General features: G+C 61.6%; 20 protein-coding genes and 1 pseudogene. 4 read left to right on the forward strand and 17 right to left on the reverse strand.

What is annotated here, in order from left to right:
• Positions 1-188 precede the first annotated feature (188 nt).
• Together GST84_23730 and GST84_23735 are read left to right on the forward strand one after the other, a co-directional pair.
• The gene (locus GST84_23730; protein ID XGB15184.1) at positions 189-1,202 is read left to right on the forward strand and encodes an extracellular solute-binding protein; all 1,014 of its coding nucleotides are present in this window, start codon (positions 189-191) and stop codon (positions 1,200-1,202) included.
• Positions 1,202-2,767, forward strand: coding sequence for an ABC transporter permease subunit (locus GST84_23735; GenBank protein XGB15185.1), 1,566 nt, complete (start codon positions 1,202-1,204; stop codon positions 2,765-2,767). The genes GST84_23730 and GST84_23735 overlap by 1 nt, the downstream gene beginning before the upstream one ends.
• Before the next feature lie 63 nt (positions 2,768-2,830).
• On the opposite strand, the gene GST84_23740 is transcribed toward GST84_23735, so the two are convergent.
• Entirely contained in the window at positions 2,831-3,205 is a 375-nt protein-coding gene (locus GST84_23740; GenBank protein ID XGB15186.1) for a hypothetical protein, read from the reverse strand.
• A 19-nt stretch (positions 3,206-3,224) separates the two neighbouring features.
• Between GST84_23740 and GST84_23745 the strand changes: the two are divergent.
• Positions 3,225-3,379, forward strand: a pseudogene (locus GST84_23745) (IS110 family transposase).
• A gap of 41 nt (positions 3,380-3,420) precedes the next feature.
• On the opposite strand, the gene GST84_23750 reads toward GST84_23745, so the two are convergent.
• The 14 genes from GST84_23750 to GST84_23815 all read right to left on the reverse strand — a co-directional run bounded on the left by GST84_23750 (position 3,421) and on the right by GST84_23815 (position 19,441).
• Positions 3,421-3,795, reverse strand: a complete 375-nt coding sequence (locus GST84_23750; protein XGB15187.1) for a hypothetical protein — start codon at positions 3,793-3,795, stop codon at positions 3,421-3,423.
• A 130-nt stretch (positions 3,796-3,925) separates the two neighbouring features.
• Positions 3,926-4,192 (reverse strand): Hcp1 family type VI secretion system effector, encoded by a 267-nt coding sequence (locus GST84_23755; GenBank protein XGB15188.1) that lies wholly within the window; start codon positions 4,190-4,192, stop codon positions 3,926-3,928.
• Positions 4,193-4,878: 686 nt separating this feature from the next.
• Entirely contained in the window at positions 4,879-6,813 is a 1,935-nt protein-coding gene (locus GST84_23760; protein ID XGB15189.1) for a HAMP domain-containing protein, read from the reverse strand.
• Positions 6,814-7,152: 339 nt separating this feature from the next.
• Positions 7,153-8,445 (reverse strand): adenylosuccinate synthase, encoded by a 1,293-nt coding sequence (locus GST84_23765; GenBank protein ID XGB15190.1) that lies wholly within the window; start codon positions 8,443-8,445, stop codon positions 7,153-7,155.
• A gap of 56 nt (positions 8,446-8,501) precedes the next feature.
• Positions 8,502-9,689 carry an ATP phosphoribosyltransferase regulatory subunit gene (locus GST84_23770; GenBank protein XGB15191.1) on the reverse strand — a complete coding sequence of 396 codons (1,188 nt, stop codon included), beginning with the start codon at positions 9,687-9,689 and terminating at the stop codon, positions 8,502-8,504.
• Positions 9,690-9,990: 301 nt separating this feature from the next.
• Positions 9,991-10,860, reverse strand: coding sequence for a protease modulator HflC (gene hflC / locus GST84_23775; GenBank protein XGB15192.1), 870 nt, complete (start codon positions 10,858-10,860; stop codon positions 9,991-9,993).
• Positions 10,860-12,041, reverse strand: coding sequence for an FtsH protease activity modulator HflK (gene hflK, locus GST84_23780; GenBank protein ID XGB15193.1), 1,182 nt, complete (start codon positions 12,039-12,041; stop codon positions 10,860-10,862). Before hflK ends, hflC begins: the two co-directional genes overlap by 1 nt.
• A gap of 96 nt (positions 12,042-12,137) precedes the next feature.
• Positions 12,138-13,439 carry a GTPase HflX gene (hflX, locus tag GST84_23785; protein ID XGB15194.1) on the reverse strand — a complete coding sequence of 434 codons (1,302 nt, stop codon included), beginning with the start codon at positions 13,437-13,439 and terminating at the stop codon, positions 12,138-12,140.
• Between the two features lie 12 nt (positions 13,440-13,451).
• Positions 13,452-13,712, reverse strand: coding sequence for an RNA chaperone Hfq (gene hfq, locus GST84_23790; GenBank protein XGB15195.1), 261 nt, complete (start codon positions 13,710-13,712; stop codon positions 13,452-13,454).
• 94 nt (positions 13,713-13,806) lie between these two features.
• Positions 13,807-14,778 (reverse strand): tRNA (adenosine(37)-N6)-dimethylallyltransferase MiaA, encoded by a 972-nt coding sequence (gene miaA, locus GST84_23795; GenBank protein ID XGB15196.1) that lies wholly within the window; start codon positions 14,776-14,778, stop codon positions 13,807-13,809.
• 1 nt (position 14,779) lies between these two features.
• Positions 14,780-16,678: a DNA mismatch repair endonuclease MutL gene (gene mutL, locus GST84_23800; protein ID XGB15197.1), complete on the reverse strand. Its 1,899-nt coding sequence runs from the start codon at positions 16,676-16,678 to the stop codon at positions 14,780-14,782.
• A complete protein-coding gene (locus GST84_23805) occupies positions 16,678-18,108 on the reverse strand; it encodes an AMIN domain-containing protein (protein XGB15198.1) in 1,431 nt (476 codons plus the stop codon). Before GST84_23805 ends, mutL begins: the two co-directional genes overlap by 1 nt.
• Before the next feature lie 11 nt (positions 18,109-18,119).
• Positions 18,120-18,593: a tRNA (adenosine(37)-N6)-threonylcarbamoyltransferase complex ATPase subunit type 1 TsaE gene (tsaE, locus tag GST84_23810; protein XGB15199.1), complete on the reverse strand. Its 474-nt coding sequence runs from the start codon at positions 18,591-18,593 to the stop codon at positions 18,120-18,122.
• Positions 18,581-19,441: an NAD(P)H-hydrate dehydratase gene (locus GST84_23815; GenBank protein XGB15200.1), complete on the reverse strand. Its 861-nt coding sequence runs from the start codon at positions 19,439-19,441 to the stop codon at positions 18,581-18,583. Before GST84_23815 ends, tsaE begins: the two co-directional genes overlap by 13 nt.
• Before the next feature lie 65 nt (positions 19,442-19,506).
• On the opposite strand from GST84_23815, the gene queG reads away from it, so the two are divergent.
• Positions 19,507-20,571 (forward strand): tRNA epoxyqueuosine(34) reductase QueG, encoded by a 1,065-nt coding sequence (gene queG, locus GST84_23820; protein XGB15201.1) that lies wholly within the window; start codon positions 19,507-19,509, stop codon positions 20,569-20,571.
• Between the two features lie 140 nt (positions 20,572-20,711).
• Here queG and GST84_23825 read toward each other — a convergent pair whose 3' ends face one another.
• Together GST84_23825 and GST84_23830 are read right to left on the reverse strand one after the other, a co-directional pair.
• The gene (locus GST84_23825) at positions 20,712-21,323 is read right to left on the reverse strand and encodes a trimeric intracellular cation channel family protein (GenBank protein ID XGB15202.1); all 612 of its coding nucleotides are present in this window, start codon (positions 21,321-21,323) and stop codon (positions 20,712-20,714) included.
• A 91-nt stretch (positions 21,324-21,414) separates the two neighbouring features.
• A complete protein-coding gene (locus GST84_23830) occupies positions 21,415-21,957 on the reverse strand; it encodes an oligoribonuclease (GenBank protein XGB15203.1) in 543 nt (180 codons plus the stop codon).
• Positions 21,958-22,062: the final 105 nt, after the last annotated feature.

Below are 22,062 nucleotides of genomic sequence, written 5' to 3' on the forward strand. Positions count from 1 at the left end.
TGTGCCCCCCTCCTCGATACGCGCACGTTGTAAGAGCGGGCTCACCCGCGAATCCCCCCCTACAGGCAACACACCCCAACCCCTTGCACCATGGTCTGACCATGAATTTCTCGTCACCCGGCCACTTGAGAAAGAATTTCGTTTACCATTGTTTCCAAATATGTAGCCGTAAGCGAGGAAGTACCCGCATGACGATCCGCCCGCAACCGCTGATGCGTACCTTGGCCGCCGCACTGCTGAGCCTGGTCATCGGCGCTCCGGCCGCCATGGCAGACGCACCGGTCACGCTGACCATGTACAACGGTCAGCACAAGGAAATCGGCGAAGCCATTGCCAAGGCCTATGAGGCCAAGACCGGCATCCACATCGACATCCGCAAAGGCAGCAGCAATCAGCTTGCCAGCCAGATCATCGAGGAAGGCGACCGCTCGCCGGCCGACATCATCTACACAGAAGAGTCCCCGCCCCTGAACAACCTGGGTGAGCTGGGCCTGCTGGCCAAGATTGACGACGCCACGTTGAACATGATGCCCAAGGAGTACGTTGGCGCCAACGGCACCTGGATGGGTATCACCGCCCGTACGCGCATCGTGGTGTACAACCCGAAGAAAGTCGACGAGAAAGACCTGCCGACCACAGTGATGGACTTCGCCAACCCTGAGTGGGAAGGCCGCGTCGGCTACGTCCCCACCAGCGGTGCGTTCCAGGAGCAGGCCGTGGCCATTCTGAAGATGCACGGGCGTGAAGCCACCGAAGAATGGTTGACCGGCCTGAAAGCCTTCGGCAAGACCTACACCAACAACATGGTTGCCCTCAAAGCCGTAGAAAAGGGTGAAGTGGCTGCGGTACTGGTGAACAACTACTACTGGTACGCGCTTGAACGCGAACGCGGCAAGCTGGACACCAAGCTCTATTACCTGGCCGACGGCGATGCTGGCAACCTGGTTACTATCTCCGGCGCAGGCGTGGTCAAGGCCAGCAAACACCCGAAAGAAGCCCAGGCCCTGCTCAACTGGATGGCCAGCGAGGAAGGCCAGCGCGTGATTACCCAGACCACCGCCGAGTACCCGCTGCACAAGGGCATGGTTTCTGACCGCGGCCTGAAGCCGTTCGACGAACTGCGCCCGCCGAAGATCTCGCCAGCTGACCTGGGCAATGCCGAGGAAGCCATCGAACTTGAGCGTGAGGTCGGCCTGCTCTGATGACTGCCGCCCTGTCCGAACCGGTGCCGGTACGCTTCGTACCGCGCCGCAAGCGCCCTTCCATCTGGGTAGTGCTGCCTGTGCTGTTCCTAGTGGCAATGAGCTTGCTGCCACTGGCTTATGTCGCCATCAAAGCCTGGGAAGCCGGCTGGCGCGAAGCTTTGCACCTGCTGTGGCGGCCCTTTGTCTGGGGGCTGATGCGCAACACCCTGATGCTGATGGTCGGGGTGACGCTGACCTGCATGGTGGTCGGCCTGGCACTGGCCTGGCTGCTGGAGCGCAGCAACCTGGCCGGCCGCCGGTTGTGGGGCGTGGTGCTGTGCCTGCCATTCGCCGTGCCGTCGTTCGTCAGCAGCTTCACCTGGGTGTCGCTAAGTTCGGACTTTGAAGGCCTGGGCGGCGCGATCATGGTCATGGCCCTGTCCAAGTACCCGCTGGTGTTCCTGCCCGTTGCCGCAACCCTGCGCAACCTTGACACCTCGCTGGAGGAGTCGGCACGCACCTTGGGTTGCAGCCGCTGGGGCGTGTTCAGCAAAGTCACCCTGCCGCTGCTGTGGCCGTCGATGCTCGGCGGTGCGCTACTGATTGCCCTGCATATGCTGGTGGAGTTTGGCGCGCTGTCGATCCTCGGCCTGCAAACCTTTACCACGGCGATCTACCAGCAGTTCGAACTGGAGTTCAGCAATGCCAACGCGGCCATGCTGTCTGCCGTGCTGTTGGCGATGTGCCTGGCAATGCTGTGGCTGGAACTGCGGGTGCGCGGCAAAGCCCGCCATGTACGTATTGGCCAGGGCGTAGCGCGGCGTGCGCAACCGGTGCGGCTGCGCGGCTGGGCGGTGCTGGCGCAACTGTTCTGCGTGGGCCTGGCGGTGCTGGGCAGCGGCATTCCGCTGGCGATGCTCGGTTACTGGCTGAGCGTAGGTTCGTCGGCGGCATTTCCGGTGGCGGCCATCTCGAAGGCGTTGTTCACCTCGCTGTCGGTGTCGCTGGGCGGTGCTGGCTTCTGTGTGCTGCTGGCTCTGCCTATCAGCTTTTTAGTGGTGCGCTACAAAGGCCGCCTGGCGATCTGGGCCGAGCGCCTGCCCTATCTGCTGCACGCCCTGCCCGGCTTGGTGATTGCCCTGACCCTGGTGTTTTTCGCCCTGCACTACGTGCCGGCGCTGTACCAGACCACGGCGCTGCTGCTGCTGGCCTACGCGCTGCTGTTCCTGCCGCTGGCCCAGTCGCCGGTGCGCACCGCGCTTAACAAGGCTTCGCCGACGCTGGAAGAAGCCGCACGCACCCTGGGCGCCAGCAGCTTTGCCGCGTTCTGCCGGGTGACCTTGCCGATCATCTTCCCGGCCATGGCAGCGGCCTTTGCACTGGTGTTCCTGGATGCCATGAAGGAGCTGACGGCTACCCTGCTGCTCAGCCCGACCGGCATGACCACCCTGGCCACCGAAGTGTGGGCGCATACGGCCAATGTCGAGTTCGCGGCGGCGGCGCCGTATGCGGCGCTGCTGATCGTGGTGTCGGGGTTGCCGGTTTACTTGCTGACTACGCGGATGTATTTGAACAAGGCTTGAAAGCTTGCCCAGGCCGCCATGTGGCCTGGGCACAAGCCTGAGTGCCTAGACTTCATCACAAGTTCACTTTAAAACTCCCACTAGCCAGTTGAAAGCAAAGAACAAGGTCGTAGATACTACAAGCCCCACCCAAGAGGGCAACAAAACTCTTTCCATAGACCTTGGGAAACTCTCGAGATCTGAAATATCTGCCACACCTTTTCGAACAAACAACCCTGGAATCATGAGCATATTTGCCGCCAGGCAAGTACGCATTAATTTTCCAGCAAGGCCAGCCGCTGAAAAGTTCCCCCTATTATCCTGAATATACTTGCATTTCGCTAAAGCTTTTTCGATAGCTTCTATAGATCGACAAGCAAAGTAAATCATCACACACACGCTGATTGACATACAAGCGAGCAGGATAGATGCGATTATCGTCATTGCTTCGGTACTCATTTCCGCACTCTCATAAATCACTGCGCATCAGTTGGTACGTCTGGTGTACAGCCTGTTAACCAAGAAGCAGGCTTATGTTGAACAAGGTCTTGAAGAGTTCGGAACCAAGACCGGCAGGTCAGGGCTTTGCTTCGCAAAGCCCGAAAACTGGGGTATCAGTTGGTGACTGCTTGAGTGCTTAGAAAACAATGGGTTGCATTCTGTTTGACCAGAGCTTACCTCAAGTACTCTATCCAAACAAAAAAAAGAACAATCAATGCAATCAGCAAAATTTGTACAGTCCACAAGCGCACTAACAGCCTTTGCAGGTCGGCGGAAACCTTAGCAATATCATTGCGATCTAATAGGCCCTTTCGAACGCTAAAATATTTCATAGACAGCATTGCAGAAATTGATCCTAGCCGCATGACTTTCCCAAGTAGCCCAGCATGAGAATATATTTCTCTGTTCACAGCCACCATTCGGCTATTTGACAAGATTGATTCGATACGATCCAGATATCGATACGCAACGAATACCCACACACCAAACATCAAAAACGGCGAGATAATTACAAACACACCAAGCACTGCCAGGTGCAAGTTACTCATCGCACTGCCTCATACAAAATCTCCCCTACGCTTTCTCCCAATACCTCACCAAACTCACCGCCAGCAATACCTCCAGCCGCTCCCCCCAATACCGCACATGCGAAAGTTGCCGTTCCACCGGTGGGAATACCTACAGCGACAGCTTCACTTCCTTCAGGTGCTGCCCGGCACAGCGCGCCTCCAGCAGCTTGTAGCTGGCACTGTCCAGATACCTAGTGAAGGTGACGTTGGTGAGTGTGGTGCGGCCTGATGATGCGCCGCCCGCGGAGCTTGCGGTGGCAGAGGTGCTCTGGTTGGCACCGAACTTGTAGCCGATGATTTCGACCCAGTTGGCGTACTGCTCGTCCAGTGCTTCGCCAGTGATCTCTGCGATTTGAATATAAGCATCGAAGGCCAAGCTTACCTCTCCTTGGTAATGATTGGACTGATAACGACGGTGTCCGGACATCGCTGCCGTGAGGTTGTTCCCGAAGGCGAATGGCGGATTGGCGCTGCGTGCCTTCAGATGCGACTGACCCTAGCGCCCTAGGCCCGATGCCGGAATCATACGCGTCCGGCCAGGGCCAATTTGAGAAATTGCCTACAAATTTGATGATGAATGCCGGGTGATCACGTCAAAAATGTTTCAAGTCGAGATTGGCCAACATCCGGCACACAATCGGCCGATAGCCAGTTCAGACAGGGATCGCATCAGGGCTGACAGGTGTTTGCCACAAGATATGCAGCGCGTGTGGGATCGAGCGCCGCCCGCGCGGCGCGCATCGCGAGCTGGCGCTCGCTCCTACGTTTGTTTCGGGCCAGTCACGCCTGTGATAGGCGCGCGCGACCGCCTTGTTTGTACGACGCAATATCGCGCCATGCGCCAAGGCGTTCGCGCGCAAATCCCATAGGAATAATTGGCACGAAACAAACGTAGGAGCGAGCGCCAGCTCGCGATGCGCGCCGCGCAGGCGGCGCTCGATCTCACACGCGATGAAGATGCTGTGACGAACACCTGCCAACCCTGACGGCCACCGCGCCGCTCCAAAACCTGCGCAATACCTGTGGGAACCGGCTCGCCGGCGACAGGGCCAGCCCAGGCAATCAAGCCCTGAATTGACCCAGGCTCGCCCGCAGTTGCGCGGCCAACTCATCCAGCACCTTGCTGCTGGCCGTAGTCTGCATCACCACCTCAGCCGAACGCTCAGCCTGAGCATGGATAGTCTCCACTCGCCCACGCACCGCCTGCGCGCCATTCGCCTGCTGCTCGGCCGCTCGGGTCGCCAGGCCAATGGCCGCATGCACCTGCTCCACCGCCGCCTGCACTGACTGCTGCCGACGCTCGTTGTCACGCAGCACCAGCAAGCCTTCGCTAGCCTTGAGCCCAGCCTGGCTGATGGTGGCCACAGCTTCCTTGGCGCCCTTCTGCAGCGCTGCGATGTGCGCCTGGATATCGCCCGTAGAGCTTTGCGTCTTGCTCGCCAGCGCGCGCACCTCGTCGGCCACCACGGCAAAGCCGCGCCCGGTTTCGCCAGCACGGGCCGCCTCGATGGCGGCATTCAAGGCCAACAGGTTGGTCTGCTCGGCGATGCCGTGGATCACCGTCAGCACCACTTCAATCTGCTCGCTCTGCTTGGCCAGGCGCTCGATCACCTGGGAGCCGGCATCCACCTGCCCAGCCAGGTTCTCGATCAACCCGGCAAGCTGGGTCGAGGTGCGGCTGTTTTCATCGGTCGCCTGGCGGATATCCACCACTTGCTGCAACGCCGCCTGCATCGCATGACTTTCGGCTTGTGCTTCATCAGCCATGCTCGACAGGTCGCGCAGGCTCGCCGCTACTTCGTCGCGCTGCAACGCGGCGGCAGCATCTGCGCCGGCGTTGCGCTGGGCCATCGCACCAATCTCCACACCCGTGCGCTGCGCCACCTCGCCGGCTTCGCGCACAATCGGCTGCAACTTGTCGACAAAGCGGTTCACTGCCGAGGCCATGTCGCCGATTTCATCGCGGCTGTCGAGCGGCACGCGCTTGGTCAAGTCACCTTCGCCGGCCGCCAGGTCATCAAGAGCGGCAATCAACAGGCGCAGCTTGCTCAGTACCCGGCGGCCTAACACCAGAGCCACCACTACCAACACCCCGAGGCCGACCAGCACCAGGCCCAGACCGATACGCCAGCGCAGCTCTGCAGCGGCATCGCGCACGGTTTGCGCGGTATTGGCCTGCATGGCGGCAGCACTGCCCTGCGCCTTCTCAAGGCGCTCACGCAGGGTCTTGCCGCTATCGGCAGCAGCACCGACCAGGCTGTCGCCAACCAACTGCTCTCCGCTAGCGATCAGCGCCGCGAAGCGCTGGTCCAGCGCCTTTAGCTCATGGTCGATGCCGGCAGTGGAAACCCCCATTACCACCTTACCGATTTCCGTGCCATTGGGGCTGATCGAGGCTTCGACGAAGTACACCGCCGGGTCACGCCGGGCAGCATCAATCACCTTGTCCAGCGCACGCTCGCCCTGGCCTTTTTCCATCAAGGCCTGGTTGATCGGGTTTTGCCGGTTGAGGTAGCGAGTCAGGTGCTGACCCTGTGCGTCGTCGTACACCACGAACAACACGTTCGGATTGCGCTGCGCGCGTCGGGCAAAGTCCGAAAGTACAGGCACGTCGTTGTCCCAGATAGCCCGCGGCGCAACCGAAGCCAGCAGCTCGGCCATGTCGTTGGCGGAATCCTTGAGGTTCTTTTCCAGGGTACTGCGAAGTTGCTGCTGTTCGCTTTGCAGGCGCTCCGACAACCCTGCGCTCAGGCGCTGGCGGGTGCTGCTGGACAGGCCGTCGAGCCCAGAGCGCACATCTTGCCCGGCTTGCTCCAGTTCGCTTGCGAGTTGGCGGCTGTCATTACCCAGTCGCTCGCCAAGGTCAGCCTCCAAAGCGGTGACTGTGCTTCGGGTAAGCGCAACGGCAACCAGCACCTGCACCAAAAGAGCGATACCAAGGGCAACAAACACAGGCCGCAAGAGGCGGCTTCGTAACAGTGAGAGGATGGCAGACACGGTGTAACCCTCGTGTTTTCTGGCGCCACTATTTTGATGGCATCTACAGAAACTTCTTACAGCAAGGGTTGTGCCGTAGGCAGCAGGGAAATGCGCCAAGGTCTAGCAATGGGGTTTCGTGTGCCGGCCCTTTCGCGGGTAAACCCGCTCCTACAACGGCCTGCGCCCAACCTCCGTTGCGTGCCCACACCCAATCAGTGTAGGAGCGGGTTTACCCGCGAATACGGTAGCGGCGGCAACGGTGGATTGCCGATGGATTGGCCAGCCCCGGCATACCCACAAATGAAAACGCCGCAGCCCTTTTCAGGGCCACGGCGTCAGATCAGCCTGGAGGGCAGATCAGGCGAACGGATGACGCAGCACGATGGTCTCGTTGCGGTCCGGGCCGGTCGAAATGATGTCGATCGGCGCGCCAACCAGCTCTTCGATACGCTTGATGTAGTCACGCGCAGCTTGCGGCAGCTCTTCCAGGGTTTTCACACCCAGAGTGGACTCGCTCCAGCCTGGCATCTCTTCGTACACCGGCTCCAGGCCGATGTAGCTGTCGGCATCGGAAGGCGCGTCGATGACGGCACCGTTCTCGTTCTTGTAGCCAACACAGATGTTGATGGTTTCCAGGCCGTCCAGTACGTCCAGCTTGGTCAGGCAGATGCCCGAGATGCTGTTGACGTCGATGGCGCGACGCAGGATGACGGCGTCGAACCAGCCGCAACGACGGGCACGGCCGGTGGTGGAACCGAACTCGTGACCACGCTTGGCCAGGGTAGCGCCGGTCTCGTCGAACAGTTCGGTCGGGAACGGACCGGAACCCACGCGAGTGGTGTAGGCCTTGGTGATACCCAGGATGTAGTCCAGGTACATCGGGCCAACGCCGGAACCGGTGGAAATACCGCCAGCAGTGGTGTTGGAGCTGGTGACGTACGGGTAGGTGCCGTGGTCGATGTCCAGCAGCGAGCCCTGGGCGCCTTCGAACATGATGTCCTTGCCGGCGCGACGCAGGTTGTGCAGCTCGGCGGTGACGTCGAGCATCATCGGCTTGAGCTGATCGGCGTAAGCCATGCACTCGTCCAGCGTCTGCTGGAAGTCGATCGCCGGCTCTTTGTAGTAGTTCACCAGCTGGAAGTTGTGGTAATCCAGCAGCTCACCCAGCTTGGCAGCGAAACGCTCGCGGTGGAACAGGTCGCCCACGCGCAGGCCGCGACGTGCCACCTTGTCTTCGTAGGCTGGGCCAATACCACGGCCAGTGGTGCCGATCTTGGCTTCGCCACGGGCTTTTTCGCGGGCCTGGTCCAGGGCCACATGGTACGACAGGATCAGCGGCGCAGCCGGGGAAATGCGCAGACGCTCACGCACCGGCACGCCTTTCTCTTCCAGCTTGGTGATTTCGCGCATCAGTGCGTCCGGGGCAACGACCACGCCGTTACCGATCAGGCACTGTACGCCTTCACGCAGGATGCCGGACGGAATCAGGTGCAGAACGGTTTTTTCACCGTTGATCACCAGGGTGTGACCCGCATTGTGGCCACCTTGGTAGCGCACTACGGCGGCAGCATGTTCGGTCAGCAGATCGACGATCTTGCCTTTGCCCTCATCACCCCACTGGGTGCCCAGGACGACGACATTCTTACCCATTACATTGGTCCTCATTCACGCAAACTTGGTTGCCGGCCTGTTGCCGACGCAGAAACTCACTGGGCCAGCGGCAGAACCTGCCAGCGCCCGTCTTGCTGAATCAATTGACGATCACAATCCGCCTCGAGAGCAGCACTCAACGGCTGGCGAGGCAGAGCCTGAACCACACGCTGGCCCTCGCTGCGCAACTGGCAGACTTGCTGCCAGAGGGCCGCGTCGCCACTGTCCGGCATCCAGATGCCGCCAGTTGGCAATACGACCTCCGCTCGCCCCAGTGTGACCAGGGTCTTCAAATCCGTGGAGAAACCAGTGGCCGGGCGCGCCCGGCCAAAATCAGCGCCAATATCGTCGTAGCGCCCGCCTTGGGCGATCGATTGGCCTTCGCCCGGCACGAACACGGCGAACACCACGCCGGTGTGATAGTGGTAGCCACGCAGCTCACCGAGGTCGAAGTACAGCGGCAGGTCCGGGTAGCGCGACGCCAGGCGATCAGCGATCGCCAGCAGGTCGTCCAGCGCCGCCAGTACGCTGGCCGGGGCGCGACCCAGGCGCACGCGGGCTTCAGTCAGTACTTCACGACCACCGCACAGCTCGACCAGGGCGCGCAGCATGCTGCCCAGGTCTTTCGGCAGGTCGGCGGTCAGTGCCTGCACTTCATCGACAGCCTTGCGCTGCATGGCGTCGAACAGCTGCTGTTCGACCGCGCCAGACAGGCCGGCGGCACGGGCCAGGCCGCGGTAAATACCGACATGGCCCAGGTCCATGTGCACATCCGGCACATCGGTCAGCTGCAGCGTGGCGAGCATCAGGCTGATGACCTCGACATCACTGGTAGGGCTGGCATCACCGTACAGCTCGGCACCCAGCTGGATCGGGCTGCGCGAGGTGGACAGGGCACGCGGCTGGGCGTGCAGCACGCTACCGGCATAGCACAGGCGGCTCGGGCCTTCACGGCGCAGTGTGTGCGCATCGATACGCGCCACCTGCGGGGTGAAGTCGGCGCGGAAGCCCATCAGGCGGCCGGACTGCGGGTCCACTACCTTGAAGGTGCGCTGATCCAGGTCCTGGCCGGCGCCGGTAAGCAGCGACTCCAGGTACTCGATATGCGGGGTGACGACCAGTTCGTAGCCCCAACTCTGGAACAGGTCCAACACCTGGCGGCGCGCGATCTCGATGCGCGCAGCCTCAGGTGGCAGTACTTCCTCGATGCCATCTGGCAGCAGCCAGCGGTCTACCGTTGCCATTACGCCATTTCCCCTCTGGTCCGGGCGGCTTGCCAGCAGGCAAGCCGTCAGAAAAGCCGGTATCGCGCACAGCAGCGGGCAGCACTGATCCCAGCGCAGCCACCGTACCCGACACCCTCAAATTGCCTTGCGAGCTGACCAAACTGTCGACTGGCGCTGTGCCAATCAACCTTGCAGACGCAAAAAAGCCGGGAAATTTCCCGGCTGCCTCATCATACACCCCTTTTCATTCAGGATGCACCCCGCCTGGTGCATTAGCTGCCAGGCGGGACGCCGCTGCATGAAAATCAGGGCCTGAGCATCAAGGCCTGCTCTTGTCCAGGTAACGGAAGAACTCGTTCTTCGGGTCCAGGACCATCACGTCGCTCTTGCTCGAGAAGCTCTCGCGGTATGCCTGCAGGCTACGGTGGAACGCATAGAAATCAGCGTCCTGGCTGTAGGCCTTGGCATAGATAGCGGCCGCCTGGGCGTCGCCATCACCACGGGTTTCTTCTGCTTCGCGATAAGCCTCGGCCAGCAGCACACGGCGCTGACGGTCGGCATCGGCACGGATACCTTCAGCCAGCTCGTTACCCTTGGCACGGTGCTCGCGGGCTTCACGCTCACGCTCGGTGCTCATACGGTCGAACACGCTGCGGTTGACTTCCTTCGGCAGGTCGATGGCCTTGACGCGCACGTCGACCACCTCAATGCCCAGCTCCTTGCTCGCCATGCGGTTCAGCGATGCAGTGATGTCAGCCATCAGCGCGTCACGTTCACCGGAAACCACTTCGTGCAGGGTACGTTTACCGAACTGGTCGCGCAGGCCACTTTCCAGACGGCGCGACAGACGCTCGTCGGCGATCTGCTTCATGCCGGACGTGGCGGTGTAGAAGCGTTCAGCGTCCTTGACGCGCCACTTGGCGTAGGCGTCGACCATCACCGCTTTCTTTTCCAGGGTCAGGAACCGCTGGGTAGGAGCATCGAGGGTCATCAGTCGGGCGTCGAACCTGCGCACCTGGTTCACGTACGGAATCTTCACGTGCAGGCCTGGCTGAACATCCGCCTCGACCACCTTACCGAAGCGCAGCAGTACCGCTCGCTCGGTCTGGGACACGATGTAGAAGCTGTTCCAGGCCACGATAGCCAGGACCACAGCGGCGATCAGGGCGATCAGCGATCTATTGCTCATCAGCGGCTCTCCCTAGTACGCAGCGGCTGCTGTTGCTGTTGCATGTCCTGCGCGGCACGGGCGGCCGCATCGTTGGTCGATGGCGACACGCTGGTGGTTGGCACGGACGGCCTGCGGCTGCCTTCGACCATCTTGTCCAGCGGCAGGTAGAGCAGGTTGCTCTGCCCGTCCTTGGTTGCCACCATGACCTTGCTCGAGTTGCTGTAGACCTCTTGCATGGTCTCCAGATACAGACGCTCACGGGTTACGTCAGGTGCCTTGCGGTACTCGACAAGCAGCTTGGTGAAGCGGTCTGCCTCACCCTTGGCGCGAGCGATGACTTCGTCGCGGTAACCATTGGCGTCCTCGATGATGCGCTGGGCCTGACCACGGGCTTCCGGCACCACGCCATTGGCATAGGACTCGGCCTGGTTGCGGGCACGCTGCTCGTCTTCGCGGGCTCGGATCACGTCGTCGAAGGCTTCCTGCACTTCACGCGGAGCTGCCGCGCTTTGTACGTTGACCTGGGTAACGGTGATACCGGTACGGTAGTTGTCGAGGAAGCGCTGCAGGCGTTCGCGGATATCCACGGCCATCTGCTCACGACCCTCGGTCAACACCTGGTCCATCGAAGTGGAGCCAACCACGTGGCGCAGAGCACTCTCGGTCGCGTGCTGCAAGCTCACCTCAGGCTGGTCGACATTGAGCACGAAGTCCTGCAGGTTGCTGATCTTGTACTGGACGGTCAGCGGCACCTCGACGATGTTCTCGTCTTCGGTCAGCATCTGGCCCTGCTTGGTGTAGGCACGCTCACGCGTGACGTTTTCCATGTACTTGCGATCAATCGGCGGGAAGTAGATGTTCAGGCCGGGACCGACCGTCTCATAGTACTTGCCGAAGCGCAGCACAACCGCCTGCTCCTGCTCGTCGACCACATACACGGCGTTGTACAGCCAGATTGCAGCCAGCACCGCCAGGCCGATGCCCAGCAGGCCCAGGCCACCGCCCTTGCCGACATTGCGGTCACCGCCGCCACGTTTCTTGCTGCCGCCGAACATGCCATTCAGGCTGTCCTGCAGTTTGCGGAAGGCCTCGTCCAGATCCGGTGGACCTTTCTTGTCACCACCGCCGCCACCGCCACCACGGCGGCCGCCCCAGGGATCCTGATTGTTCGAGTTGCCACCCGGCTCGTTCCAAGCCATAGCGCTCTCCATCTGATAAAGCAAAGACGCGCCCACGGCGCGCCGTCCAATGCTACAGAATGCCTGTCACTGCTGCCCGGCGACCTCGACGAGCATTTATTGCAAAGTGTGTTGCTCGACAAACACTTGCGGCTCCATGCCTTCGCGGCTGACCAGGCGATTCAGTTCGACCATGGGCAGTCGCACGCTCAGCAGGCTGCGCCCCTCTTCATCATGCTCTTCACTCTGCACGGCACCCAGGGCAAAGAATTGCGCGCGCAAGCGGGCAAAACGCTGCTCCAGACACAGGGTACCGACAAACAGATCATCCCCCAGCAACTCGGCAACCGCCTGGCCAACCAGCTCCAGACCACGCCCATCGCGTGCCGATACCCAGACCCGTTCCGGCTTGCCATCGGCATTGCGCTGGATCTGTGGCTCGACATCTTCGAGCAAGTCGAGTTTGTTGTACACCTCGAGGATCGGCAACCCCTCGGCACCAATCTCGCCCAACACCGCCAGCACCTGCTCGATCTGCTCCATGCGCTCTGGCTCATGGGCGTCGATCACATGCAGCAACAGGTCGGAGTTGCTCGACTCTTCGAGCGTAGCCCGAAATGCCTCGACCAGCTTGTGCGGCAGGTGACGAATGAAGCCTACGGTGTCGGCCAGCACAATCGGCCCCAGGTCGTTGAGCTCGAGCCGGCGCAGGGTCGGGTCGAGTGTGGCGAACAGCTGGTCCGCGGCATACACCTCGGACTCGGTCAGGGCGTTGAACAGCGTGGACTTGCCGGCATTGGTATAACCCACCAGCGACACCGATGGGATATCCGCGCGCTTGCGCCCGCGCCGCGCCTGCTCGCGCTGACTGCGCACTTTCTCCAGGCGTGACTTGATCTGGCGTATACGCACCCGCAACAGGCGGCGGTCGGTTTCCAGCTGGGTTTCACCCGGACCGCGCAGGCCGATACCACCTTTTTGTCGCTCAAGGTGAGTCCAGCCGCGCACCAGCCGCGTGCTCATATGCTCCAGCTGGGCCAGTTCGACCTGCAGCTTGCCTTCATGGGTACGCGCCCGTTGGGCGAAGATATCGAGGATCAGCCCGGTTCGGTCCAGCACACGACACTCGAACACACGTTCGAGGTTGCGCTCCTGACTGGGCGTGAGGGTGTGATTGAAAATCACCAGATCTACCTGTTCGGCATGGACCAGGTCGTGTAACTCTTCGACCTTGCCACTGCCAATCAGGTATTTGGCGGAAGGCTGATGCCTTGTCACCGTGACCAGCGAGACGATGTCGGCCCCGGCCGACAATGCCAACTCCTGAAACTCCTGCGGGTCTTCTCGCGCCTCAGGGTTCTGACCTTCCAAGTGAACGAGCAATGCCCGCTCACCACCGCCGTGGCGCTCAAAGAACAATGCAGGCTCCTATCAGGCGTTGCCTGGCTCGCTGTCGCCGTGCTCGCTGTCGGACGGGCTTGGCAGGCGGACCGGACGGGCCGGAACTACGGTCGAGATGGCGTGCTTGTAGACCATCTGGCTGACGGTGTTCTTCAGCAATACCACGAACTGGTCGAACGATTCGATCGAGCCCTGCAGTTTGATACCGTTGACCAGGTAAATGGATACCGGGACCTTTTCTTTTCTCAAGGTGTTCAAGTAAGGGTCTTGTAGCGAATGCCCTTTTGACATATGCCGCACTCCTGTAAGGATAAATAATAGAAATTCAATAAAATCGATAAATTAGGCCGCCCCTTCGCAAGAATAGACGGCAATCAGCAGGGACTCAGCTCAATATGGAGATGGCCCCAAGGTATTTCAAGGTGCGGGACAGATTGTCGCAGGCCAGGCTGTCAAGCCAGTGCACTTCAGGCCAGCCACGCAACCAGGTGAACTGCCGCTTGGCCAACTGCCGGGTAGCAATGATACCGCGTTCACGCATCTCATTCTCAGTCAGCTTGCCATCCAGGTAATCCCAGACTTGCCGATAACCCACTGCCCGTATAGACGGCAGCCCGGCGTGCAAGTCACTTCTGGCTCGCAGCGATCGGACCTCGTCAACGAAGCCCTGTTCCAGCATCTGCGAAAATCGTAACGCAATTCGCTGATGCAAAATGTGACGATCTGTAGGAGCAATCGCCAAACTGGCGACAGTATAGGGCAATTGTCCGCCAGCGCCTGCGTCTGCGCCGCGACTTTCCGCGAATTGACGCCGGCGATGAACTGTCATGCTCTCACCGCTCACCCGGTACACCTCCAACGCCCGGATCAGCCGCTGCGGGTCATTGGGGTGAATACGTGCCGCTGACTCTGGGTCAACCTCGGCCAACTGGCGGTGCAGCTCGGCCAGGCCCAGGGCTTCAGCCTGTGCCTCCAGCTCGGCGCGCACCGCCGCATCGGCCGCTGGCATGTCGGCCAAGCCATCGATCAACGCCTTGTAATAGAGCATGGTGCCACCGACCAGCAGCGGGATCTTGCCGCGCGCGGTGATCTCGGCCATGGCCTCCAGGGCGTCGGTACGGAACTGCGCGGCCGAATAGCTCTCGGCCGGGTCGCGAATGTCGATCAGCCGGTGCGGGTGGGCGGCGAGGATTTCTTTCGACGGTTTGGCCGAACCGATATCCATGCCACGGTAGACAAGTGCCGAATCGACGCTGATCAGTTCACACGGCAGCACTGTGGTCAGTTCGATGGCAAGGTCGGTCTTGCCGGCCGCCGTCGGGCCCATCAGGAATATTGCAGGGGGCTTGCCGCTCATTTCATCGACCGCGCAGGAAAAGTTTGTCCAGATCGTCCAGGCCCATCTGGGTCCAGGTAGGACGGCCATGGTTGCACTGGCCGCTGCGCTCGGTGTTTTCCATATCGCGCAGCAGGGCGTTCATCTCGGGAATTGCCAGGCGCCGGTTGGCGCGCACGGCACCGTGGCAGGCCATGGTACCGAGCAGTTCGTTGAGGTGCGCCTGAATGCGATCACTGGTGCCGTACTCCATAAGGTCGGCAAGCACGTCCTGCACCAGGCGATTGGCTTCGGCTTGCTTGAGCAAGGCCGGGATCTGGCGAATCGCCAAGGTCTCGGGGCCCAGGCGCTGCAATTCGAAGCCCAGGCGCTGGAACCACTGGGCATGCTCTTCGGCACAGTCGGCTTCACGCTGGCTAAGGGCAAGGGTTTCCGGCACCAGTAACGGCTGGCCGCTCAGACCCTCGCTGGCCATGGCTACCTTGAGGCGCTCGTACATTATCCGCTCGTGGGCGGCGTGCATGTCCACCAGCACCAGGCCAACAGCATTTTCGGCCAGGATGTAGATGCCCTTGAGCTGCGCCAGTGCGTAGCCTAGCGGGGGAATGTCGCCCTGGCTTTCGGGCAGGGCCGTCGCAGGCGCTGCACCGGTTTCCAGTGGCTTGTAGAACTCGCGATACACCGCCTGTGCCTCTGCGGCCGGCAGCGGCTGCGAGGGACGTGGGGTGTATTGATACTGGTAACCGGCGCCACTGCCGCCATTGGAAAACGACTGCTGTGGGGCTCGAGGCTGTTCAAGCACCGGCGAGGCCAGGCGCATTTCACCCTGGGGCCCGAACTCACCGGCCTGCTGGCCAGTGGGGCGAACCAGCTCAGGCACCGCCGCAGGTGCGGCCAGCTGGTCTTCCGGGCGCACGTCGGCCAAGGCACGGTGCAAGGTGCCATACAGGAAGTCGTGCACCGAGCGCCCTTCACGGAATCGCACTTCATGCTTGGTAGGATGCACGTTCACATCGACGCCGTTGGGCTCCAGCTCCAGGAACAGCACGAACGTGGGGTGGCGGCCGTTGAACAGCACGTCCCGGTAAGCCTGACGCACAGCATGGGCGACCAGTTTGTCGCGCACTGCCCGGCCATTGACGAAGAAGTACTGCAGGTCAGCCTGGCTGCGCGAGAACGTCGGCAAACCGACCCAGCCCCAAAGGCGCAGGCCGTTGCGCTCCACGTCGATCGGCAGCGCCTGCTCCATGAAGCCAGGGCCACAGATGGCACCCACCCTCCGCGCACGGGCGACTTCGTCGTGGGCCTCGTGCAGGCTAAGGATGCTCTTGCCGTTGTGGCGCAGGTGGAAGGCGACATCGAAACGGGCCAGCGCCAGCCGGCGGATCACTTCCTGCAAGTGATCGAATTCGGTTTTCTCGGCCTTGAGGAACTTGCGTCGGGCCGGGGTATTGAAGAACAAATCGCGCACTTCCACCGAAGTACCGACCGGGTGCGCCGCCGGCTGCACCCGCGGCGTCATGTCGCGACCTTCGGTTTCTACTTGCCAGGCCTCGCTGGCACTGGCGGTACGCGAGGTCAGGGTCAGGCGCGCCACCGAACTGATCGAGGCCAAAGCCTCGCCACGGAAACCCAGGCTCAATACCCCTTCAAGGTCTTCCAGCTCGCGGATCTTGCTGGTGGCGTGGCGGGCCAGGGCCAGCGGCAGGTCGTCGGCAGAAATGCCGCTGCCATCGTCCCGCACCTTCAGCAGTTTGACGCCGCCCTGCTCTACTTCCACATCGATGCGCCGGGCACCGGAGTCCAGGCTGTTTTCCAGCAGCTCCTTGGCTACAGATGCCGGGCGCTCCACAACCTCGCCGGCAGCAATCTGGTTGGCCAGCCGCGGGCTGAGCAGCTGAATTCGCGAACCGCCACTCATTATTGCGCGGCCAAGGTTGTGGCGGGCACGTCGAGGCGCTGACCAACCTTCAGCTCATCGGTCTTCAGCTTGTTGGTGCTGCGCAGGCTGGCCACACTGACCTGGTAACGCACGGCGAGCATCGCCAGGGTTTCGCCAGGGCGCACGGTGTGTTCACGCGGACCGGCGGCAATCTTGCCGGTGTCACGCAGCCAGGCGATATAGGTGCCAGGTGGCGGGTTCTGCTGGAAGTACTGGTGCACCCCGGTGCGGATCGACCTGGCCAGAGCCTGCTGGTGGCTGGATGAGGCCAGCTTGGCGGCTTCGTTGTTGTTCGAGATGAACCCGGTTTCAACGAGGATCGACGGGATGTCTGGCGACTTAAGCACCATGAAACCGGCCTGTTCAACGCGCTGCTTGTGCAACGAGGTGACGCGCCCCATGTTGCCCAATACCTTTTGCCCCACGTTGAGGCTGGAACTGAGCGTAGCTGTCATCGACAGATCAAGCAGCACACCAGCGAGCATGCGGTCCTTGTCGTCGAGGCTGACATTACCCGCACCACCGATCAAGTCGGAGCGGTTTTCCGTGTCGGCCAGCCAGCGCGCAGTCTCGGAGGTGGCGCCACGATCGGACAGGGCGAACACCGAGGCGCCAAAGGCTGCGCGCGACGGGGCCGCATCGGCGTGAATCGAAATGAACAGGTCGGCGCCTTTCTTGCGGGCGATTTCCGTACGCTTGCGCAGCGGGATGAAGTAATCGCCGGTGCGGGTCAGCTCAGCACGGAAACCTTTTTCGCTGTTGATCTGACGCTGCAGTTCTTTGGCGATTTGCAACACGATGTCTTTCTCGTGTTGGCCACGCGAGCCGGAAGCGCCAGGGTCTTCGCCGCCATGCCCGGCATCGATAGCAACCACGATGTCACGCTTGCCACTGGGTACCGGGGGCAGCTTGATCGCCGGCTGGGCCGGCGTCACTGGCACCGCCGGCGTGGTCGCAGGCGTTTGCACAGGTGCCCGTGCAGGCGGTGGCGCGCTGGCCGCGATAGCGTCAGCTTCCTGGTCATACAGATCGACCACCAAGCGGTTGCCGTACTGTGCATTGGGCGCCAAGGTGAAGCTTTTCGGGGTTACCGACTTTTTCAGGTCGATCACAACCCGAAGGTCGGTTGGCGTACGCTGGGCCGAACGCACATTGCTTATCGGCGTGTTGGAGGTAGCCACATTCAGTGGCGCGGCCAGTGTTGCGCCATTGATGTCGATGACCAGACGATCGGGTGCGCTCAGGGTGAAGACACTGTGCTGCACGGGGCCAGACAGGTCGAAAACCAGCCGCGTGTTGTCCGGTGCGCGCCACAGGCGCATGCTCTTGACTTGAGTGACGGCCAGAGCGTCAACGGTCACCGTTGTCAGCAGCAGCCCAACGATGGCGACCAGTGCGCGTATGCGCATACCTACCCCACTTACTGTTTATAGTGTTCGGCCAGTGCCACGCACCAGGCCTCGCCGCGAGCCCCCTGCGGCGAAAGGTTCAGCGAGCGTCCACTCGCTTGGGGGCTTATGGTAATGGTCAGGTCAGGCTTTGGCAAAACGCCCGCACCCTTTTGTGGCCATTCGAACAGGCACAGCGGGTCGCCTTCGAAATAGTCACGAATGCCCATGAACTCAAGCTCCTCCGGGTCGACCAGGCGATACAGGTCGAAGTGAAAGGCTCGGACCTCGCCGATTTCATAGGGTTCGACCACGGTGAATGTCGGGCTTTTCACAGCACCAGTATGGCCCAGACCGCGGATCAGGCCACGCGACAGGGTAGTTTTACCCGCACCCAGGTCGCCTTCAAGGAAAATCACGCCGCGACCACCGGTCACCTCGGCCAGTGCTGCACCGAATTTGACCGTGGCCTCTTCATCGGCCAGAAACAGATTTAAGCCAGACACGCAGAATGCTCCTCCAACAACTCACGAATGACCGGCGCCAGATCACTGGCCGCCAGGCCTCTACCTTTTATCCCAAGGCGCTCGCCGGCACAGGCGTGCAACCACACCCCCAGACAACCCGCGCCCCAGGCATCCAGGCCTTGGGCCACCAGTGCCGCCAACACGCCAGTCAGCACATCGCCCAGACCGGCGCCGGCCATCGCCGGGTGCCCGCGCTCGCACACAGCCAGTTGGCCGCTTGGGGCTGCCACCAGTGTGCCGGCACCTTTGAGTACACAGACGCTGTTATAACGGCGCGCCAGCTTGCGCGCGGCGCCAGGGCGGTCGGCCTGCACCGCCTCGGTGGAAATACCCAGCAGCCGCGCCGCCTCCCCCGGGTGCGGGGTAAGGATGCTGCCACTGGGCAGGGCCAGCGGGGTGCGCGCCAGCAAATTCAAGGCATCGGCATCCCACACTTGCGGCCGCTGGGCGTTGGCCACCGCCGACAACAGGCTGCAGCCCCACGCCGCCTGCCCCAGGCCGGGCCCGACCACCAGTACCGAGGCGCGCTCCAGCACGCCCATCAGCTGGTTGGCCGAACGGACACCCAGGCACATGACTTCGGGCAGGCGCGCCAGGCTGGCCGACACGTGCTCGGGCCGGGTTGCCACGCTGACCAGCCCGGCGCCGCAACGCAGGGCGGCTTCGGCGCTGAGCAATACAGCGCCACCGGTACCAAGGTCGCCACCGACCACCAGTACATGGCCAAAGTCGCCTTTGTGGGCATGCGCATGCCGTGCCGGCAGGCGGGCAACCGTCACGCTGCTGAGCAATTGAGGGGCATTACTGGGGTGTTTGGTCTGTGGCATGGGGTCAAAGGCTCCAATGTCTGGCAGAATTATACGCACCTGAGCCCGTATTGCCTTGCCCATCCATGTCCGCCTCCACACCTGACCTCGCCCAATTGGCCCAATCGATCAAGATGTGGGGCCAGGAACTCGGTTTTGCCCATGTTGGCATCGCCGGGGTTGACCTTGGCGAACACGAACACCACCTGCAGCGTTGGCTCGACGCCGGCTATCAGGGTGAGATGGAATACCTGGGCGCCCACGGCAGCAAAAGGTCACACCCCGACCAACTGATCCCCGGCACCGTACGCGTGGTCTCGCTACGTATGGACTACCTGCCCGGCGACACGCAGATGGCGCAGCGTCTGGCCCAGCCGGAAAAGGCCTACGTGTCGCGCTACGCGCTTGGCCGGGACTACCACAAGCTGGTGCGTAAGCGCGTGCAGTTCCTCGCCGACCGCATCCAGGAAGCTGTCGGCCCGTTCGGCTACCGCGCGTTTGTAGACAGCGCCCCGGTACTGGAAAAAGCCCTGGCCGAACAGGCCGGGCTGGGCTGGATCGGCAAGAACACGCTGTTGCTCAACCGCAAGGCGGGTAGCTATTTCTTTCTTGCCGAACTGTTCGTCGACCTGCCGCTACCGGTGGACGAAGCCACCACCAGCGAACACTGCGGGCGTTGCCAGGCCTGTCTGGACATCTGCCCGACACAGGCGTTTGTCGGGCCTTACGTGCTGGATGCGCGACGCTGCATCTCGTACCTGACCATCGAGCTGAGGGGCGCGATCCCTGTCGAGTTACGCGCAAAGATGGGCAACCGGGTGTTCGGTTGCGACGACTGTCAGATCGTCTGCCCGTGGAACCGCTTTGCCAAGCACAGCCAGGAGCAGGATTTCCAGCCACGGCATGGGCTGGAAAATACGGACCTGGCGGCGATGTTCCTGTGGGACGAACGCACCTTCCTGCGCAAGACCGAGGGCGGGCCTTTGCGGCGGGCGGGGTACGAGCGTTTTTTGCGCAACCTGGCGGTAGGGTTGGGCAATGCGCCGTCGACGATTCCGGTGATCGAGGCGCTGAAGGCCAGGCGTGACGATGAATCGGAATTGGTGCGCGAGCATGTGGAGTGGGCGCTGGCCCGACACGGAGCTCAATAGCGACCAGCCTCAGAGCATGCGCCATCCTTGTGGGAGCGGGCGCGCCCGCGAAGCAGGCAACACAGGTAATGGCACCGGCTTCGCCGGTGTTCGCGGGCACGCCCGCTCCCACAAGGGCCATGTTGCGCTTGTAAATTGCGTCACTGCTGGTCGTTGTAGTGGAACTTGGGCATTTCCCAGTGGAAGCGGATTGCCAACAGGCGCACCAGGAAGCCGCCAAACAGTGTGAGCAACATCGCCTGTTCTGCCGGCACCTTGAAATACACGCAACCCAGATAAAACCAGGCTGCCGCAAACGACACGCTGGCATACAGCTCTCGGCGGAACACCAGCGGGATGTCGTTGCAGAAGATATCCCGCAGGATCCCGCCAAACACACCGGTGATCACCCCGCTGATCGACGCCACCAGCATGCCCTGCCCCATCTCCAGCGCCGTCATGCAGCCAATCAGGGTAAATGCCACCAGCCCCAGGGCATCGAGTACCAGGAACAGCGAGCGAAGGCGGCGCATCATTGGCGCAATGAAAATGGTCAGCAGCGCCGCAAGGCTGGTCAGCACCAGGTACTCAGGGTGCTTCACCCAGGTCAGCGGGTAGTGCCCGAGCAGCACATCACGCACCGAGCCGCCCCCAAGCGCAGTAACGCAGGCGATCAGCACCACGCCAAACCAGTCCATGCCGCGACGCCCGGCAGACAGCGCGCCAGTCATGGCTTCGGCGGTAATGGCGATAAGGTAGAGCATCAGCAACATGGTGCGGGTCCGTGCAGGAAAGGCGCGCAGTCTAACCAGTTGCCCAAGGCACCAAAAGGGGGCGCAGATACAATATCTGCGCCGTTTTGAATCACAACTTGATGAAGTGCTCGCGATAGTGACGCAATTCGGCGATCGATTCGCGGATATCGTCAAGCGCCAGGTGGGTATTGCCCTTCTTGAAGCTGTCACGCACGTTCGGCGCCCAGCGCGCGGCCAGTTCCTTCAGCGTAGAGACATCCAGGTTGCGGTAGTGGAAGTAGTTTTCCAGATTGCGCATGTGACGGTAGAGGAATCGACGATCCTGGCAAATGCTGTTGCCGCAGATCGGCGACTTGCCTTTAGGCACCCACTGCTCAAGGAAGGCGATGGTCTGTGCCTCGGCTTCGGCCATGCTGATCTTGCTCTCGCGCACGCGCTGGGTCAGCCCCGAAGCACCATGGGTACGGGTATTCCACTCGTCCATGCGCGCCAGCACTTCGTCACTGTGGTGGATGGCGATCACCGGCCCTTCGGCCAAGGTGTTCAGCTCGCTGTCAGTGACGATGGTGGCCATTTCGATGATGACATCGCTGTCCGGATCCAGGCCGGTCATTTCCAGGTCGATCCAGATCAGGTTCTGTGGGTTTTGCATGCAGGGGCTCCTCATATAGGCGATCATATTAGCCTAGTGGCCAAGGCACGCCCATTCACGGCATAAAGCTGGGCGGAATAGTCCAGCGGCTGGCGTGCTAAACTG

The organism is Pseudomonas putida (genome assembly GCA_041879295.1).
Classification (GTDB): Bacteria; Pseudomonadota; Gammaproteobacteria; order Pseudomonadales; family Pseudomonadaceae; genus Aquipseudomonas; species Aquipseudomonas putida_Y.

Coding starts and splice junctions, on each gene's coding strand:
- GST84_23730 (XGB15184.1), top strand. CDS start 189: ATGACGATCCGCCCGCAACCGCTGATGCGTACCTTGGCCGCCGCACTG.
- GST84_23735 (XGB15185.1), top strand. CDS start 1,202: ATGACTGCCGCCCTGTCCGAACCGGTGCCGGTACGCTTCGTACCGCGC.
- GST84_23740 (XGB15186.1), bottom strand. CDS start 3,205: ATGAGTACCGAAGCAATGACGATAATCGCATCTATCCTGCTCGCTTGT.
- GST84_23750 (XGB15187.1), bottom strand. CDS start 3,795: ATGAGTAACTTGCACCTGGCAGTGCTTGGTGTGTTTGTAATTATCTCG.
- GST84_23765 (XGB15190.1), bottom strand. CDS start 8,445: ATGGGTAAGAATGTCGTCGTCCTGGGCACCCAGTGGGGTGATGAGGGC.
- GST84_23770 (XGB15191.1), bottom strand. CDS start 9,689: ATGGCAACGGTAGACCGCTGGCTGCTGCCAGATGGCATCGAGGAAGTA.
- hflC (XGB15192.1), bottom strand. CDS start 10,860: ATGAGCAATAGATCGCTGATCGCCCTGATCGCCGCTGTGGTCCTGGCT.
- hflK (XGB15193.1), bottom strand. CDS start 12,041: ATGGCTTGGAACGAGCCGGGTGGCAACTCGAACAATCAGGATCCCTGG.
- hfq (XGB15195.1), bottom strand. CDS start 13,712: ATGTCAAAAGGGCATTCGCTACAAGACCCTTACTTGAACACCTTGAGA.
- miaA (XGB15196.1), bottom strand. CDS start 14,778: ATGAGCGGCAAGCCCCCTGCAATATTCCTGATGGGCCCGACGGCGGCC.
- mutL (XGB15197.1), bottom strand. CDS start 16,678: ATGAGTGGCGGTTCGCGAATTCAGCTGCTCAGCCCGCGGCTGGCCAAC.
- GST84_23805 (XGB15198.1), bottom strand. CDS start 18,108: ATGCGCATACGCGCACTGGTCGCCATCGTTGGGCTGCTGCTGACAACG.
- GST84_23815 (XGB15200.1), bottom strand. CDS start 19,441: ATGCCACAGACCAAACACCCCAGTAATGCCCCTCAATTGCTCAGCAGC.
- queG (XGB15201.1), top strand. CDS start 19,507: ATGTCCGCCTCCACACCTGACCTCGCCCAATTGGCCCAATCGATCAAG.
- GST84_23825 (XGB15202.1), bottom strand. CDS start 21,323: ATGTTGCTGATGCTCTACCTTATCGCCATTACCGCCGAAGCCATGACT.
- GST84_23830 (XGB15203.1), bottom strand. CDS start 21,957: ATGCAAAACCCACAGAACCTGATCTGGATCGACCTGGAAATGACCGGC.